General features: G+C 37.7%; 14 protein-coding genes. 13 read left to right on the top strand and 1 reads right to left on the bottom strand.

Features of this window, described 5'->3' with window-relative positions; translation table 11 throughout:
• The first annotated feature begins 200 nt into the window (after positions 1-200).
• Positions 201-1,301, top strand: a complete 1,101-nt coding sequence (locus tag ABDZ63_RS03145) for an NAD(P)/FAD-dependent oxidoreductase (protein ID WP_343781713.1) — start codon at positions 201-203, stop codon at positions 1,299-1,301.
• 35 nt (positions 1,302-1,336) lie between these two features.
• Here ABDZ63_RS03145 and ABDZ63_RS03140 read toward each other — a convergent pair whose 3' ends face one another.
• The gene (locus ABDZ63_RS03140; protein ID WP_343781711.1) at positions 1,337-1,741 is read right to left on the bottom strand and encodes a hypothetical protein; all 405 of its coding nucleotides are present in this window, start codon (positions 1,739-1,741) and stop codon (positions 1,337-1,339) included.
• Between the two features lie 324 nt (positions 1,742-2,065).
• Here ABDZ63_RS03140 and ABDZ63_RS03135 point away from each other — a divergent pair, with 324 nt between their 5' ends.
• From ABDZ63_RS03135 to pseH, 12 genes are all read left to right on the top strand, one after another.
• Complete coding sequence (locus tag ABDZ63_RS03135; RefSeq protein WP_343781709.1) at positions 2,066-2,830, top strand: metal ABC transporter ATP-binding protein; 765 nt, start codon at positions 2,066-2,068, stop codon at positions 2,828-2,830.
• Positions 2,830-3,696, top strand: coding sequence for a metal ABC transporter permease (locus ABDZ63_RS03130; protein ID WP_343781707.1), 867 nt, complete (start codon positions 2,830-2,832; stop codon positions 3,694-3,696). The genes ABDZ63_RS03135 and ABDZ63_RS03130 overlap by 1 nt, the downstream gene beginning before the upstream one ends.
• A 34-nt stretch (positions 3,697-3,730) precedes the next feature.
• Positions 3,731-4,648 carry a metal ABC transporter solute-binding protein, Zn/Mn family gene (locus ABDZ63_RS03125; RefSeq protein ID WP_343781705.1) on the top strand — a complete coding sequence of 306 codons (918 nt, stop codon included), beginning with the start codon at positions 3,731-3,733 and terminating at the stop codon, positions 4,646-4,648.
• Positions 4,649-5,282: 634 nt separating this feature from the next.
• A complete protein-coding gene (locus ABDZ63_RS03120; protein ID WP_343781704.1) occupies positions 5,283-6,518 on the top strand; it encodes a surface carbohydrate biosynthesis protein in 1,236 nt (411 codons plus the stop codon).
• 5 nt (positions 6,519-6,523) lie between these two features.
• The gene (locus tag ABDZ63_RS03115; protein ID WP_343781702.1) at positions 6,524-7,831 is read left to right on the top strand and encodes a hypothetical protein; all 1,308 of its coding nucleotides are present in this window, start codon (positions 6,524-6,526) and stop codon (positions 7,829-7,831) included.
• 215 nt (positions 7,832-8,046) lie between these two features.
• Complete coding sequence (locus ABDZ63_RS03110) at positions 8,047-9,036, top strand: polysaccharide biosynthesis protein (RefSeq protein ID WP_343781701.1); 990 nt, start codon at positions 8,047-8,049, stop codon at positions 9,034-9,036.
• Between the two features lie 7 nt (positions 9,037-9,043).
• Positions 9,044-10,459, top strand: a complete 1,416-nt coding sequence (locus tag ABDZ63_RS03105; RefSeq protein WP_343781700.1) for a glycosyltransferase family protein — start codon at positions 9,044-9,046, stop codon at positions 10,457-10,459.
• 21 nt (positions 10,460-10,480) lie between these two features.
• Positions 10,481-11,440: a dTDP-glucose 4,6-dehydratase gene (locus ABDZ63_RS03100; protein WP_343781698.1), complete on the top strand. Its 960-nt coding sequence runs from the start codon at positions 10,481-10,483 to the stop codon at positions 11,438-11,440.
• Positions 11,434-12,642: a UDP-4-amino-4,6-dideoxy-N-acetyl-beta-L-altrosamine transaminase gene (gene pseC / locus ABDZ63_RS03095; RefSeq protein WP_343781813.1), complete on the top strand. Its 1,209-nt coding sequence runs from the start codon at positions 11,434-11,436 to the stop codon at positions 12,640-12,642. Before ABDZ63_RS03100 ends, pseC begins: the two co-directional genes overlap by 7 nt.
• Positions 12,639-13,367, top strand: coding sequence for a cytidylyltransferase domain-containing protein (locus tag ABDZ63_RS03090; protein ID WP_343781696.1), 729 nt, complete (start codon positions 12,639-12,641; stop codon positions 13,365-13,367). The genes pseC and ABDZ63_RS03090 overlap by 4 nt, the downstream gene beginning before the upstream one ends.
• A gap of 5 nt (positions 13,368-13,372) precedes the next feature.
• Positions 13,373-14,419, top strand: a complete 1,047-nt coding sequence (gene pseG, locus ABDZ63_RS03085) for a UDP-2,4-diacetamido-2,4,6-trideoxy-beta-L-altropyranose hydrolase (protein ID WP_343781695.1) — start codon at positions 13,373-13,375, stop codon at positions 14,417-14,419.
• Entirely contained in the window at positions 14,406-14,945 is a 540-nt protein-coding gene (gene pseH, locus ABDZ63_RS03080; RefSeq protein WP_343781694.1) for a UDP-4-amino-4,6-dideoxy-N-acetyl-beta-L-altrosamine N-acetyltransferase, read from the top strand. Before pseG ends, pseH begins: the two co-directional genes overlap by 14 nt.
• Positions 14,946-14,947 lie beyond the last annotated feature (2 nt).

Genomic DNA, 14,947 nt, shown 5'->3' with positions numbered 1-14,947 from the left:
TCGGGGTGAGTGTTTAAAGTAATTTCATGATAACATAACCGGTAATAATTCGCCTTCTCGAATTGAGCACAAACTGCTACAATATGAAGACAGATCAGTGATGTGAAACTTAGGTCAGTCTTTAAACACTAAGTTTTTCGCATACATTAATTGATCTCGGTTAAAGGAATGAAGCATGTGAAAACTAAAGGAGAATGATTTTGGCACAATATCTCATAATTGGAGCTGGCATTTTAGGTGCATCAACGGCTTTTCATTTAGCAAAAGCTGGGCAAGATGTGACATTAATTGATCATGAAAATCAAGGTGAAGCGACGCGTGCAGCAGCTGGTATTATTAGTCCGTGGCTTTCGCAAAAACGTCATGAAAAGCTATATGAAGTCATTAAAAATGGAGCAGCTTACTATCCGAAATTAATCGAACAGCTTAAAGAAATTGGTATGACGAATACCAGTTATGCCAGGGTAGGTTCGCTTCATTTACATAAAAGTGATGAGAAATTAAAGAAAATGCTAGAAGATGTCCAGGCCCGTCGTGAGGCATCACCTGAGGTTGGTGAAGTGACACAGCTGACAGATAAACAAGTTGCACAAGCTGTACCGGTCATGTCTGATCGTATGGGGGCTGTAGAAATTGGCGGAGGTGGTCGCGTCAATGGTGCAACACTTCGCCACGCACTCGTTCAAGGAGCGGAATATTATGGCGCAACGGTTATTAAAGGCTATGCTAAACTCAATCAAACTGGGAAAAAAGTGACGGTAAATGAAGATCTTTATGAACCAGAGCAAATCATCGTAACTAATGGTGCTTGGGCTTGTGAATTACTAAAGCACTGCGGTATAAGCTTTCCAGTTACATCCACGAAAACACAAATCGTTTATTTAAACATGCCGCACGAAAAGACAGGTGAATGGCCGGTTGTCATGCTACCGAATAATAAGTATATCGTTGGTTTTGATGAGGGGCGAATTGCCGTTGGAGCTGAGCATGAAGTGAATGAGGACTTTAAGCCAAACATAAAAGTGAAAAGCGTCTTTGACATTTTGAAAGTGGCCTTTAAATTTGCACCTGGTTTAGAAGAAGCCGACTTAATTGAGACACGAGTTGGCTTTAGGCCACAAGTTGAAAAGCAACAGCCTGTGTTTGGATTTTTACCAGACGCTCCTCACTTATATATCGCAAACGGTCTTGGCGCATCGGGCATAACAAGTGGTCCCTTTCTAGGAGCAGAGATCACGAGGCAACTATTAGGTGAAACCCTAACCTTAGACCCCGCGCTATATGACATAACAAGTCTATAAAGAAATCGTCGGACTTTAGTCCGACGATTTTTCATTTAAAACCCTAACCTCACAAGCAAAAAGCGAACGAATAACTTTATATGACAAAACAAGACCGCTGCAAAAATTCCGTAATAAAGCATGGTAACAGCAGTGTCAGAAAAGCCGTAGAAAAGAGTTTGATTGAGTAAATAAATATTCACACTGACCCCACCGATTGTGTAAACGAGTACGCCAACGATATATTTTGCCCACTTTTGCCTTAATGGAACCTTTCCAATCAAATAATCACCAAGGTATGAAAATAAAATACCTGCAGTTAAATATACCAGTAACGAAAATGACATGACGGAAAAAAACATAACCCAATATTCACTTGATTCCGAAGAAAGTAACGAAATGATCACAGAAAACACAAAAGCTGAAACAACAGCTGTTAAAAAGCGAGTTAATAAATCCATATATTCCTCCCGTTAACCACATCGTAACATACTCTTTATGTATAAAAGGGAGTCGGTACAATTAGAATCATTCGTGTCACAAAATATTTTCAAAAAAATTAACGCAAAATTGTAGACATTTTTGGAGTCGAAGCATTATAATATATAAAAGATTTGCCCTAGGTAAAAAAACATGAGCGAATACAAATGATTGTCTTTAAGGAAAATTGGAACACTATAGACCAATTAATAATAAATATGTAGGTAGAAATGTTATAAAAGCCTATAGAGCAAGCTGTGAACGCTTGTATAGTAATTTAACGAAGTAATGAAGGAGGCTTTAAATTGACTTCATCAGTGAAAGTAGATCATTTATCGGTCTCTTACCATGGCGAATTGGCGTTAGATGACATATCATTTGAAGCGCCCAAACAGGAACTGATCGGCATTATAGGGCCTAATGGTGCTGGTAAGTCGACATTAATTAAAGCTATTATGGGAATGGTACCGAAAAATCAAGGTGATATAAAAGTGATGGACCAATCGGTTGCTAAAGTCCGTCCGAAAATTGCCTACGTGCCTCAACGAAGTATGATCGATTTTGATTTTCCTATTTTAGTGGAAGATGTTGTCGTGATGGGGCGTTACCCGCATTTGAAATGGTGGAGTAGACCGAGCAAAAAAGATCGTGAAAAAGCGCTTGATTGTTTAGAACAAGTGGGAATGCAAGATTTTCATAGACGCCAAATTGGTGAATTATCTGGTGGTCAACAGCAGCGGGTCTTTATCGCGCGAGCGTTAGCGCAAGAAGCGGATATTCTATTTTTAGATGAACCGTTTGCAGGGATCGACTTGTCATCAGAACAAATCATCATCAATTTATTAAGGAAAATTCGAAACGAAGGAAAGACGTTGTTCGTTGTACATCACGACTTAAGTAAAGTTGAAGAGTATTTTGATAGTTTAATGCTATTAAATCAGCGTCTTGTTGGTTTTGGTGAACAAAAAGAAGTATTTAAGCCACAACTGATCAGTGAAGCGTACAATGGCAATATTGCAACACTTCATAAAGATGATCATGATGAGGGTCAAATGGTGGTGGTTAAATAATGCAAAATATAAATTATTTTATTGATGCGGTTTTAACCTATCCATTTTTACAAAACGCATTAATCGCAGGAATTTTAGTAGGAATCGTCTGTGGTGTCGTTGGATGCTTCATTATTTTAAGAGGGATGGCATTAATGGGAGAGGCGATCTCTCATGCTGTTTTGCCAGGTATTGTCATTGCCTATATGTTAGGGGCGAGCTTTTTTATCGGTGCGGTTATTACCGGTGTGCTGACTGCATTAGGAATAGGCTATATTTCACAAAACAGTCGGATTAAAGACGACTCGGCGATCGGGATTTTATTAACAGGTACATTTGCCGTTGGGATTGTATTGGTTACAACGATTGGTAGCACGAGTGTTGATGTTTGGCACATTTTATTCGGTAATGTCTTAGCAGTATCTCGTTCAGACCTTTGGATGACATTAGGGATCACAATTGGTGTTTTAATCCTGGTCTTTGTATTTTATAAGCAGCTGCTATTAAGTACATTTGATCCAACTATGGCTAAGGCAATTGGTTTGCCGACGCGATTGATTCATTATATGCTAATGTTCATTTTATCCCTTGTGACAGTAGCATCATTGAATACAGTAGGTGTGATCTTAGTCGTCGCGATGCTGATTACACCGGGTGCAACAGCATATTTACTAACTGACCGCCTACCAATCATGTTGACGTTATCAGCTGCTTTTGGTGTCATTTCAGCTGTCGTTGGTGTCTTTTACTCATATATTTATGACGTTGCAACAGGTGCTTCGATTGTAATTGTCGCATCATTGTTATTTACATTAGCCTTTTTATTCTCGCCAAAGCAAGGCGTGTTCGTTCGATGGTTTAGAAGAATGTCGACTAGTAAGGCTTAAATATAAAATTATGTAAATTAGGAGGGAACGAACAGTGTTTAACAATAAAATATTCAACATGGTGAGTGTGGCTGCATTATCCATTATTTTCTTAATCGGATGCACATCAGAACAAGAAGATGCTCCTGAAACTGAAGCGGATAGAGAGCTTCAACTAACAGCAAGCTTTTCTGTCATCGCCGATATTGTAGAAGAAATTGCAGGTGATCGTGCTCATGTTGATTATATCGTACCAATTGGCGAAGAACCTCACGAACATGAGCCCGTACCAAGTGATTTTCAAAAAGTGACGGATTCTGATGTCTTCTTCGTGAATGGTTTAGGTTTAGAAGAATGGTTAGAATCATTAATGGATAACGTAACTGATACTCCTGTTTTTGAAGTGTCAGAGGGGTTAGATCCGATTCAATTATCAGATGGGGAAACAGATGATCCACACGCATGGTTAGATCCGAATAAAGTCCACACATTTGTCGATAACATTTTAGATAGATTAATTGAAATGGACCCAAATGGTGAAGAAGTTTATCAAGAAAATGCTGATAACTATAAACAGCAATTAACTGAATTAGATGAGAAGATTAAAGAAAGCGTGGAACAAGTGCCAGAGGAAAATCGTTTCATTCTTTTAAGTGAAGATGCGTTTATTTACTTTGGAGCAGCTTACGACTTTGAAACTGATGGTATTTGGGAACTGAACTCTCATGAAGAAGGTACACCACAACAAATCGCTCGTATAGTTGACCTTCTAGGTGAGCGAGGTATTCCGTATGTCTTCTTAGAAACAACGCTTAACCCTGTCCATATGGAAGCTGTCTCTTCTGATTCAGGTGTTCCTATTTATGATATGACGATCTATACTGATGCAGTAGCCGAAGAAGGTGATGCAAGTAATTATATCGGGATGATGGAACACAATTTAGAAGCGATCGTTAGTGCATTAAGTGAATAGTAGATAAACCCTCAAGCTAGTGGAAGCTTGGGGGTTTATTATTTCTTATCGGGTGAATAATTGTCGGATGAGCACTCATAATTGTCGGACAGACTAGAGTTAATGTCGGATGAGCACTCATAATTGTTGGATGGACCCGGGTTAATGTCGGACGCGCCCTTATAATTGTCGGACGGACTAGAGTTAATGTCGGATGAGCACTCATAATTGTCGGACAGACTAGAGTTTAATGTCGGATGAGCGCACATAATTGTCGGACGGACCGGAGTTAATGTCGGATGAGCACTCATAATTGTCGGATGGACCCGGGTTAATGTCGGACGCGCCCTTATAATTGTCGGACGGACCGGAGTTAATGACGGATGAGCACTCATAATTGTCGGACAGACTAGAGTTAATGTCGGATGAACTCTCAGTAAGATTCATTTGACATAAGCTTTGATCAGTTCATTTGGTTTGATTTTTATCAAGTCTAGGAAGCTTTTATCTTGATGATCGTGTTGATAGTTTAGGAAAAGGTTATAGGCAAACGCGTATCAAGGACCCTCTTCAACTCATTCCAATCACACTTTTTCTTGTCACATCATTTAATAGATTCATATATTATATAAAATCCAAGAAAGGCGAGGTTTGAATGAAGTATTTATACTTACCAGTTGAGGTGAGGGTACGGGAGTTAGATGCGAAATTGTTACTGGCTTATCATGCGGCACGGGAAGGTTTTCGGGTTGTCGTTGGTGAACAAATTGCAGTTGAGCAAGCAGCAACAGCTATGCCGTGTGGAATTTATTTAACCAAGGGTTATCCAGAACGCTATAAGTCGCGTGTTATTAAAAAGATGAAAGAGGCGGGTAATAAGCTTGTAGAGTTAGATGAAGAAGGGTTAATTATTAATAATCCGAAGTTATATATTCAGGAGCGGATGAGTCCTTCACTTTCAAAAAAGCTTGATGAGATCTATTGTTGGGGTGCTTTTCAAAAAGGTGTGATCACTGATTTGGCGCCATCTTTAATGGAAAAATGTTTATTAACTGGTAATCCACGCTTTGACCTACTTAAAAAGAAGTATCGCCCGCTTTATAACGACCGTGTCGAAAACTTGAAACAGTCATACGGCGATTATATTTTAGTCAATACTCGGTTTGCGATTTTTAATTCTCGGAACAAACGTAAAAAAAATCCACAACATGAACAGTATCCTTACATGAAAAAACTGTTTCAACATTTTATAGAATTAATTGGTGAGTTAAGTCATAAGAATCCCTCTAAAACAATTGTCGTTAGACCTCATCCAAATGAAAACTATAACGCGTATCGGAAAAGGTTTTCAAGCTATTCAAATGTTGTCGTTGCTCCATTTGGAAATGTAGTGGATTGGATTTTAGCATCAGAATTAGTCATCCACAATGGGTGTACGACAGGAATCGAAGCCTATTTACTAGAAAAGCCTGTAATTTCTTATATGCCTATTGAAGATGAGCGTTACGATGTTTTCCTTCCTAATCAATTTAGCTATAAAGCTATAACAACAGATGACATTATAGACTCAATTCATAATGGCTATAGTACTCACGAAAAGACACGTAAACAGCATAACGTCTTAACGCATTATATTTCAGGATGGAAAACACCTGCCTATGAACAAATCATTGACGCGATGAAGCAACTTGATGTCGAATCACATCCTACTAACACTTTTCAACCTAATCCAATTAAACGCAGTAAAAAAGCCCGTGAACGATTCACACGTTTAACAGACCAAGATATTCGGAAGTTCTTTAGGCAATTGGACTCTATTGAAGGTCATCAATCAAAAATAGGTATAACAATGCTTGGTCGTGATGTTTTTGAGGTTTGGCTAGAAGGGTGAAGTACATGGCTATTGACGAACGAAATTATTGGTTCACCTATATAACATTTCTAAAGCAATTTAAGTCATTGCAATATCACGGGTATCCGATTGCCTTGTTCAGTCATTATTTCAGAAACACAACCTCAAATCATCGCGTGATCAATTATTTTAAGGAAAATTCAGCAACACAATATATTAATTTACAAAAGGAATTCGTATTAAATGAGCCTCGTATGATCAGTAACAGTAAACCAAAAAGCTCTCTACCAATTGGTTTTTATGACCATTTACTTCGTCTACCTAAAAAGCAAATAGTGCGTCAATTTGAACAAGGTGAAATAATCTGGTTATCCAAAAAGACATTAGTAAAAGAATCATATATAAAATCAATTCACGCAAAACGATATCAAGAACAAGCTAAGGTCATGTTTAAGAGTATAGAACATCACCCAATTTTAGGAGACCCGGCTTTTCAAAAATACTTTTTAAATGAAATACCCATGATTATAGCTAGTTTAATAGCTGCAATGAAATTAATTGAACAGAATCCTATGAAAGCATTAGTTATTGGCACGACGAATGAACTGAAAAGTCGTGTGTTAACTTATGTAGCTAGACGAAATGGAATTCCTACGGTTTGTTTGCAACATGGAATTATTGCTTCTCCTTTAGGCTATTTACCGAAAGTAGCTGATCACTTAGTCGTTTATAGTTCTTATGAGCAAGATTTGTATAAACAATATGGAGTTAACCCATCAACAGTCCATCCATTAGGTCATCCACGGTTTGATCCTATTATGAATATGAAACGCTCTAAAAGAAGCCAAAACCCGAAGCGTAAACAGCCGATCATATTACTCATATGTCATCATGAGCAATTTGAACAAACACGAACAATCATAAACAAATTAGAACGTCAAGGGTATGATTTGATTTTAAAACCACGCACAAGCTTAAAAAAGCTAAGAAAGGAAATTAGGCCTTCAAAGCATATCGTCATTAATAATAAAGCACATTTACATGAACTCATCGCGAGGTCTGACTGTGTGATTAGTTATGAATCGACCGTTGTCCTAGAGGCTATGCTTTTTAATAAACCCGTTTTTATCTGGAAAAGTGAACAGTTAATCCCAGTTAGAACTTTCGAGTCAATCGGGGCGTTCTTTTATGAAGAAGCAGGCAAAATAGCGAATCACGTCATCTCATTTTTTCAAGATGGATTAAAAGCTGAAGCGGACCAAGTAAGGCAAGACTATATAAAAGATCATTATTTTTCATCATCTGCTTCATCATTAAACGAACTAGTGAAATTGTTAAAAAGAACATTTTGAGAAGCTTTGTTAAAAAATAATGAGTTGTTGTGTTGTAATGAGCGAATATGGCGTAACAGCTTTCCTCCACCTAGTCTTCCACATATTCTTTAAATCCACTTACTCACGTCCATACGAAATCTATTAAATGATAATAATAATGTAATATATTGAACTCTTATGTCGTTATTAGCGACTAGATTCAATGATGTAAGACTAAGGAAAGAGGGAGCGACATGTCGTTTACAGGTAAAAAAATATTAATAACAGGAGGAACAGGTGCTATAGGGAAGCATCTGATTAAAAAGCTATTAAATGAAAAACCAGCATTAATACGAGTGTATAGTCGCGATGAGTATAAACAATATGTTCAATATAATGAGTTAAAGGACTATGGGAATCTTCAATATATCATTGGTGATGTCCGTAATTATGTGAGTCTTTATAATGCGATGGCTGATATGGATTTTGTTTTCCATTTGGCGGCTATGAAGCATGTGCCAGCCTGTGAAAATCACCCTTATGAAGCGGTACAAACGAATGTGAAAGGAACGTATAACGTGATCCAGGCGGCCGGTGAGCAACAAGTGAATAAAGTTTTGTTATCCAGTTCTGACAAAGCTGTATCACCGACAAATACTTATGGCGCGACAAAATTGATGGCTGAGCGGATGATTCAAGCAACTGAGCAAGGTGAGCACACACCTACTATTGCAGTCGTCAGGTTTGGTAATGTCATGGGTTCGCGTGGTTCAGTCATTCCGCTATTTCAAAAACAAATTACAACACAGAGCTCCATTACTGTAACAGACCTTGAAATGACTCGGTTTATGATGACTCCAGATCAGGCAGTGACCTTGATGATTAAAGCAATTACAAGGTCACAAGGTGGCGAGGTTTTCGTGTTGAAAATGCCTGTAATTAAACTAAAAGATCTAGCCAACGTCGTCATTAATAGAACGTGTGAACAGTATGGGCTAAATCATCATGATATTCAAATAGTCGAAATGGGTTTACGTCCAGGTGAAAAACGATATGAAGAATTAATGACTTATGATGAGTCACTTAAAGCCTATGACTTAGGTGATATGTTTAGTATTAATGGGCCAGCACAGTCCACTAGTCCCCGTGTTACGCCAGGCACATATGATTCAAATCAACCAACACCAATTTCAAAAGAAGAGATTATTCAATTATTACAAGAAGAGAATTTGTTGAAAGGGTGATGAGAAAATGGACAAACACCTGTATGAACAACACTATTGGACACTTTATCTTGACTTCTTGGAATTATTTAAGAATGTTAAATATAAAGGCTATTCATTGGCCTATCTCTGTCATTTCCGAAGTTTAATTCGTAAAAACGACACTTTACAAGCAAAACTATCAAAGCCATCATTCTCTAATCAATTAAATCATCCCTTAAAAACTGGACTTGAAGTACAAAAGAGATTTAATCAATTTGTGAAAAAGCATCGTGCTCTTGAAATAAAACCTAACTCTGATGGAAAGGTCATATTGCACGATGTGTATAACTTACTTCGCTTTCCTTCTAGTACGCTTAATTCTCAGTTCAATCCAAACAAGACACTCATGCTACAAGAACGTTCGTATAAAAAGAACACTAAACCGAAAAATATTCCAATTGTTTATTTTGATGAATTTCATGAAGAAGCATCGACTGATTCTAAATCAATCGACAAGTGTCTTAATAAGGTGAAAAGAATCATCAACCATCACCAAGGTCATCCATTATTTAATTCGACTTTTCAATCAACCTTAAACGCTCAAATTAAAAAGATAATTTATAGAATAGAAGAATCCCACAAATTATTTGCCAATGTTAAAACTTCATGTGTAATTGTTCCATCAACACACTATCCTGAAACACGCACCTTAGTGCTTGTGGCGGCTCAATTCGGGATACCGACTATATGTATGCAGCATGGGATTATTTCAGGTGAATTTGGTTACTTACCTAAGATTGCTGACATTGATGCGATCTATGGTTCTTTTGAAAAGGATTGGTATCAGCAAAAAGGAGTTCAAGCTTCAGGGCTTAAAATGATCGGGCATCCAAGATTTGATGAAGTAGGAAACCGCAAAACAATATCTCAAATTAAGTTTCAAAGGAAATTAAAGCTTGATCGTCATAAGAAAACCATACTGATTGGCGTAAGAAGCAATAGTCAATTAGATGAATGGCGTAAGTTTATCAAAGTCATTAGCCAATCAGGTCAATTTAATCTGATTTTAAGAGATTTCCCTAATAAGAAGAGTCATCTATTACAAAAGGAATTTCCATTTATTAAATCGACTAAAGGGATCCACTTATATGATGCGATACACCATGCTGATGCGGTCGTCACTTATTCTTCAACAATTGCACTAGAATCTATGCTGAATAATAGGCCTGTTTTTATTTTAAATAAATCGTTTCCAGGATACACCGGTTACTATGATCAGCTTGGGGATTTAGTCCAATCAGACCCTGAAAAGCTAGGAGAATTAGTCGTTGAATATTTTAGTAATCGTGTGAAGCAGAAAGAATTAAATGATAGCAGGCAACAATTTATTAAAGTAGCGTATCCGAACCAGCACATTTTATCGGGTGAGCGATTAAGCGAATTAATCAGTCGAATATCTTAAGAGTTAAAGGAGGAAGTTTATATGAATCTATTAGTGACAGGAGGGGCTGGCTTTATCGGGCGTTGGGTTGTAAAACGATTGCTTGAACAAGGGAATCGTGTCTGGGTGCTTGATGATTTATCGAATGGTCGGCCTGAAAACCTTGAAGATTTAATGAAGTATGAAACTTTTATGGGTATGACCCAAGGTGATATTAAGCATTTAAAAACTTTGGAGGATTTATTTTCTTCATCAGACTTTGACATTTGTTATCACTTAGCGGCGAGTATTAATGTTCAAGACAGTATTGATGACCCTATGGCGACCTTTATGAATGATACGGTTGGAACATTTCATTTACTACAACTTTGCTTAAAAAATCAAGTGAAAATGGTATTTATGAGTACGTGTATGGTATATGAGCGTGCTAGTTCTGAAGCAGGAATTACAGAAACAGACCCGGTTAAACCGGCTTCACCCTATGCAGGAAGTAAAATTGCCGCTGAAAATATGGTGTTATCGTATTACCACGCCTATGGATTACCAACCGTCGTCTTAAGACCTTTTAATACGTACGGACCATTTCAGAAAACAGGTGGAGAAGGCGGAGTTGTTGCGATTTTTATTAAAAATAAACTAGATGGAAACCCCGTTGAAATATATGGTGATGGTACCCAAACGCGTGATTTATTATATGTTGAGGACTGTGCTCATTTCGTTGTTGAAGCAGGATTATCAGACCGCGTAAATGGAGAGATTTTAAATGCAGGTTTAGGTGAGGATATCACGATTAATGATTTAGCCAAGATGATTGTAGACGATCAAAATCAAATTAAGCATGTCAAACACATTCACCCACAAAGTGAAATCAATAAGCTAACGTGTAATTATAATCGGGCAAAATCACTTCTAAACTGGGAGCCAACTGTATCCTTAGAAGAAGGCATTAAACGAACAGAAGAATGGGTTCAAACGACAGATTTATTAGGTGGTTCATCATGAAGCCAAAATTAGCTATTCACGGGGGTACTCCTGTCAGAAGAGAATTTTTACCTTATGGTCGGCAAGCTATTCATGATGATGACATTCGAGCAGTAACAGACGTATTAAAAAGCGATTTTTTAACGACAGGGCCCAAAATCGAACAGTTTGAAAAGGCGATTGCTAGTTATGTCGGAGCTAAGTATGCTGTTTCATTTACAAATGGAACAGCTGCTTTACATGCGGCTTGTTTTGCAGCTGGAATTAATGAAGGTGATGAAGTAATAACAACGCCACTCACATTTGTTACAAGTGCGAATGCACCACGTTATCAAGGGGCGAATGTAGTGTTTAGTGATGTTGATGAAAAGACATACAATATCGACCCCAAAGCCGCCGAAAAACAAATCACACCCAAAACAAAAGCAATTATTCCAGTAGACTTTGCAGGCCAGCCTTGTGATTATGATGCCTTAACAGGATTAGCTGAACGCTATAATTTAACGATTATTGAAGATGCCGCTCACGCGATTGGTGCTAAGTATAAGAATAAGCATATTGGTTCTATTAGTGATATGACGATGTTTAGCTTTCATCCAGTTAAGCAAATGACAACAGGTGAAGGAGGCATCATAACAACGAATAGTTTTAAGTATTATGAGAAGCTTATTCAATTTCGGACCCATGGAATCACACGTGAAGAAAGTAAGCTTATGAATCAAGGTGGTCCTTGGTATTACGAAATGCATCATTTAGGGTTTAATTATCGCATGACTGACCTCCAAGCAGCGTTAGGCATTAGTCAAATAAAGCGGCTCAATCAGTTTATAAAAAAGCGAAAGCACTTGGTATCTAGATATGATGAAGCGTTTAAATCTATTCAAGCGATTACAACTCCTTTTGTTCACGAAGAAGCACAATCAAGTTGGCATTTGTATGTCATTCACCTAGCTCAATCTCAATTAACAACAGACCGCAAAATGATTTATAAAGCGCTCCAATCTGAGAATATTGGCGTTAATGTTCATTACATTCCTGTTTACTACCACCCTTACTATAAACATCTCGGCTACTTAAAAGGTTTGTGTCCAGTCGCTGAGAGTTTGTACGAATCGTTTATTACATTACCATTATTTCCGAGTATGACAGAGGCTGATGTTGATGATGTGGTTAAAGCGGTTTATAAAGTTATCGATTACTACCAAAAAGATGATGCTTCATGAAAATAGTAGCGATCATTCAAGCACGAATGGGTTCAACTAGACTACCAGGTAAAGTATTGAAGCCAGTATTAGGAAAGCCCTTACTAGCTTATCAATTAAAACAAATGAAAAGGGCGAAGTTAATTGACACAATGGTTGTTGCGACAACGGATTTATTAGAAGATGATGCGATTGTAACGTTTTGTAACGAATATAACATGGATTATTTTAGAGGCTCAGAAACAGACGTATTGTCACGGTATTATGAAGCAGCTAACACCTTTCAAGCAGATGCAATCGTACGTTTAACATCTGATTGCCCATTGATTGACCCGACAGTAGTCGATTCGATTATTGGGCATTTTTTAACTAATAAAACGTATGATTATGTATCGAATACGATTGATCGCACCTACCCTCGTGGAATGGATGTTGAAATCTTTACAATAAAGGCTTTAAGACTTGCATATATTCACGCAAAGGCCATGCGAGAGAGAGAACACGTCACACCTTATATGATAAATAAGAGCAATCAATTTAATATCGATCAAGTTGTGAGAAGTGAAGATCAGAGTCATCTACGCTTAACTGTTGATACAGCTGAGGATTTTGAGTTAATCAAGCGAATAATCCATGTACTTGCAGCAGAGAAATCTCATTTTACGTTAAACGATGTAGTTGGAGTATTAAACGAAAATCCTCACTGGCTCCTCATTAACAGCCATATTGAACAAAAAAAGGAATGATTAAAATGAATGTTGTCTTTAGAACAGATGCATCAAGGCAAATTGGCACAGGTCATGTCATGCGCTCTTTAACTTTGGCTGAGCATTTAAAGAAGCAAGGCGCAAGCGTTACCTTTATTTGTAGTTGTTTACGAGGTCATTTAATCGATCTAATAAAGGGGTATGGTTTTCAATGTCAATCGATTACACCATCCTATGATTTGTTTGAAGATGCCAATCAGACTAAACGACTGATCGAAAAAGAACTAGTCGATTGGTTAATAGTCGACCATTACAGCTTAGATTCAAAATGGGAAAAAGTATTACGCCCCTATACAGAGCGAATAATGGTGATTGACGATTTAGCTGATCGTGAACATGATTGTGACCTTTTACTCGATTATCAAATAGGCTCGAACCACCACCTTCATTATGAATCATTAGTTCCAAAAGACGCAGTTAAATTACTAGGGTTGAAATTCCTACTGTTAAGGCCAGAATTTATTGAGGCAAGAAAGAGTGTGAAAATACGTCAATCGGTTAATAGACTACTAGTTTCTTTCGGCGGTTCCGATAAAACAGGCGAGTCAGTAAAAGTGTTAAGAGCGCTCGAGCAGTTATCACATGCTGTAACAGTTGATGTTGTCATCGGGCAAGATCATCCCTTTAAGCATTGGATTGAGGAGTGGTGCGCTAAACGAAGTAATATAACTTGCCACGTTTCAATTGATTATATCTCTCAATTAATGGCTAAAGCAGACCTAGCAATAGGCGCAGGAGGTACAACAACATATGAACGTGCTTATTTAGGGTTGCCAGCATTAGTCATTGAAACAGCGAATAACCAAACGGGTGTCATTCAATCAGCAGAAAAGCTGGGGTTCGTCCAATCGCTCGGTACAAGTGAAACAGTTACGACAAGCCAAATTACAACTATGATAGACCAGTTGATTTCACTACCAGAAAACGTTCATCACATGAGCCGTAACGCATTCGAGTTGTTTTCTAGTGTTATTGATTTAAATGAGATAACGAGGTGGATGAACGGAGGTGAAGCAGGTGGATCTCACTAATTATCGATTAGAGAACCTTACAGAACCGTATTTACTTCAAGTGTTAACGTGGCGTAATCAACCTCATGTAAGAGAGATGATGTATACAGATCACCTCATTACAAAAGAAGAACATGAAAAGTGGTTTGAAAATGTGATAAGAAGTAACGAGTCCATTGTTAAACTCTTATTCTATCAAGAAACGCCACTTGGTTTAGTTCAATTCAACCATATTCATGAAAGGTTTAAACGATGTTATTGGGGGTTTTATATTGGCGAAAAAAATCCGCCGAATAAAACTGGTACAGCTTTAGGGATTTTGGCGCTGGATTATATTTTTTTAAAACAAGGATTAGAAAAAGTGTTAGCAGAAGTCATTGAGAATAATACTAGAAGCTTCCACTATCATAAAAAATTAGGCTTCGTTGAAGAAGGGCGATTCATCAAGCATATCATCAAGCATAATCAAGCCTTAGATGTGATTCCGATGGCTTTATTTAACGATGAATGGCAACAAGTAAGGACTAAATTAAAGGGTGAGGTGTGAAT

Origin of the sequence: Alkalibacillus silvisoli (assembly GCF_039521975.1) — a bacterium.
Lineage (GTDB): Bacteria > Bacillota > Bacilli > Bacillales > Alkalibacillaceae > Alkalibacillus > Alkalibacillus silvisoli.
The sequence above is the reverse complement of the archived record's forward strand: the minus strand, read 5'-3'. Positions and strand labels throughout refer to the sequence as shown.